Annotated in this window: 3 protein-coding genes and 1 pseudogene; 1 reads left to right on the top strand and 3 read right to left on the bottom strand. The window is 43.6% G+C overall.

The features are described from left to right. Window positions 1–169 precede the first annotated feature (169 nt). Complete coding sequence (locus BMY75_RS17390) at window positions 170–364, bottom strand: mobility-associated LCxxNW protein (protein WP_074836460.1); 195 nt, start codon at window positions 362–364, stop codon at window positions 170–172. A gap of 94 nt (window positions 365–458) precedes the next feature. Next, the gene (locus BMY75_RS17385) at window positions 459–887 is read right to left on the bottom strand and encodes an AAA family ATPase (protein ID WP_074836458.1); all 429 of its coding nucleotides are present in this window, start codon (window positions 885–887) and stop codon (window positions 459–461) included. 27 nt (window positions 888–914) lie between these two features. Here BMY75_RS17385 and BMY75_RS17380 point away from each other — a divergent pair, with 27 nt between their 5' ends. Further along, entirely contained in the window at window positions 915–2,135 is a 1,221-nt protein-coding gene (locus BMY75_RS17380) for a fibronectin type III domain-containing protein (protein WP_074836456.1), read from the top strand. A gap of 259 nt (window positions 2,136–2,394) precedes the next feature. Here the strand turns inward: BMY75_RS17380 and BMY75_RS17375 are convergent. After that, window positions 2,395–2,641 (bottom strand): annotated as a pseudogene (locus tag BMY75_RS17375) (BspA family leucine-rich repeat surface protein); the annotation flags it as partial.

Here is a 2,641-nt window from a genome sequence, read left to right as displayed (position 1 = left end):
CGGAAGATGTGGGTGTAAGCTTTTGGCAGCGAAATTGATGGTGAAGGTTTAGGATTAATACGGATATTTGAGGGAGAGCCGGCTTTGGAGCCACTCTGCCGCGATTTGAGAGCCATCTCAACGTAGGGTAGGACCCCGCCTGAATTGACAGGATTCCTGTTGAAGTTAATCAGATCTCCGGATAGTCTGTCTCATTCTCATCAAGAATAGCTTTGAGTCGGTCTATGTATTCATACAGTCTCTGTATCTCGATCCAGTTGCCGGGACACAGATCATCAGCCTCTTCAAGCTCGTGACGGGTGAGCAGATAATCCTCCCAGTTCAGGCACTTGTGTTCCTTGCTGAAAGTACAATTGTCATTCACGGCATATTTCCATATAAAGTCCTACATTCGTAAAACTGCTCACGGAATTAGAATTTCGGGAGCTTTGTTTTCATAAACATTTTTATTTTTAGCGCTAATTGAAACAGCTGGTTCTATATTTATCGGCGATAGATAAAACTAACAAGGATAAATAACAGCTGTATTTGTTATCAAGTACAGAGTTGACACTGAGATTGTTCATGCCGCTGAATATACTTTCCTTTGCAACACGCATAATACCTGTAAGGAATCCGAAACCCAGATCATTATTGTCCTTTAGGCCTTCAGAAAAGAAATTACGCATAAAGAGTATTGCTTCATCATAGAAGCCATACATATATCCCTGCTGTATAGGCGTATCATATTCATCAATGATAAGGATAGGAGCAATTCCGTAGTGCTTTCTTAGCATAGCCGAAAGACTTCCCAGAGCACCTGAAAGATCGATAAGATCTGTATTTCCAGATATCTTTATCTTTTTTATCTTTAAAATATACTGATGTAACCTTATCGGAGATCTCAAAGAAAGTTTTTAGCATATCCATAACTTATGTTCCCACACTGCGCCCGTAGGAAAGGCATAGGCGATTTTTACGGCACTGTAACTAAAACTTTCTGCATAAAGGAGCGGCCAGTATACAACATCCCCGATGATGTCAATGCGCCTTTCGGAAGTACGCTTGCAAATGTCAAGCTCCCCGCGGCAGACAACGGCACATGGAGCTGGGAAGACAGTAGCCTGAACGTCGGAAATGTCGGCACAAAAAACTTCAAGGCGATATTCACTCCGAAGGATACCGAGCATTATCTAACAATTAAGGGTATAAGCGTACCCGTTACCGTTCATCATACATATATAAAGGTCGTGGCAGTCGAGCCCACCTGCACAAAAAAGGGCAACATCGAATACTACATCTGTTCCGATGGAAAATACTACACTGACGATAAGGGTACCAAAGAGATAACGCTTTCGGCTACCGTAGTCAAGGCAAAGGGTCACAGCTTCGTAGAACCAACATGGAACTGGAGCAAGGACTATTCGCGGGCGACGATATCCTCCACCTGTGCTGAATGCGGAAAGGTAAGCAGTACTAATGCTCTGATAAGAACGGAAACCATTGATCCGACCTATACATCCGAGGGAAAAACCATATACAAAGCGACTGTTACTTTCAACAACAAGACCTATAATGACACCAAGGAAGTTACCATACCCAAGCTCGTTTACACTGCCCCCGAGATATCATATGAACAGGGCTACAACGCTGTAAAACTCAGCTGGGATAAAGTCGGCGGTGCGGAAAAATACGGTATCGCGGGATACGTGAACGGCAAATGGAAGCTCCTTGATACATGCACCGATAATACCTATGAACTCAGAAACCATAAAGAAGGTAAAAAGTACAAGGTGGCTGTGGTGACGATGTTATCGGGCAATTGGGTACAGGATGTTTCAAACGCTGTCATTGTTGCTCCAAAGGATACCGAAACGAGATTCCCTTCGATCACTTCCATCGCATACAACGAGGAATACCACCAGTTCAAGCTGAACTGGACAAAGGTCAAGGGTGCTCAGAACTATGGCTTGGCTGTATTCACCTCGGGCAAATGGGTTGTAGTCAAGCAGGATATCCCAATAGGTACAACAAGCTTTACCTCGCCCAAGCTCAGACCCGGTCAGACCTACAAGATGGTCATATGCGCAAAGGTCGGCGGTAAGTGGGATACCGTTGATATCAGCAGCAGAGCGTTCAGCGTTACTGTCAAGTAGATTTTTTGAAATTATAACAGGTTTCTCTTAGACCTCCAGCTGTGTAAAAGCTGTGGGAGGTTTTGTATTGTCATAAATACATAGTATAATTATGAGCCCTACATTGAAGAAAGCTCACCAGTCGGAGTACTTGATCTCAACTTTCTCCAGCTTGCTCAAAATCTGTATATACCACTCACGAAATAAAAAAGGGCTGTGAACAGCCGCATGAGAGTACGATCTCTTACACGGCTGACGCAGCCCTTTAAAAATAACACTCTTATTTTATTTCGGAACCGCCCCATTCAACAACTGTGAAGCCGCTTCTTTCAAATGTGGAAAGCTCCTGTGGTTCGATGTCCACAGCCTCATCAAGAGGTACATATGTCATGAATACGCGCAGCATACTATCGGGTTCAGGAGTGATTTTCAGCTTTGCAGTATCTGTATATTTATCACTCTGGAATGATATGAGATTATACTTGTTATGCTCCATTCTGGGCAGCCAGTATACGATGAACTCATTC

The sequence above is a fragment of the Hominimerdicola alba genome, from assembly GCF_900109655.1.
Taxonomy (GTDB): Bacteria; Bacillota; Clostridia; order Oscillospirales; family Ruminococcaceae; genus Hominimerdicola; species Hominimerdicola alba_B.
The sequence above is the reverse complement of the archived record's forward strand: the minus strand, read 5'-3'. Positions and strand labels throughout refer to the sequence as shown.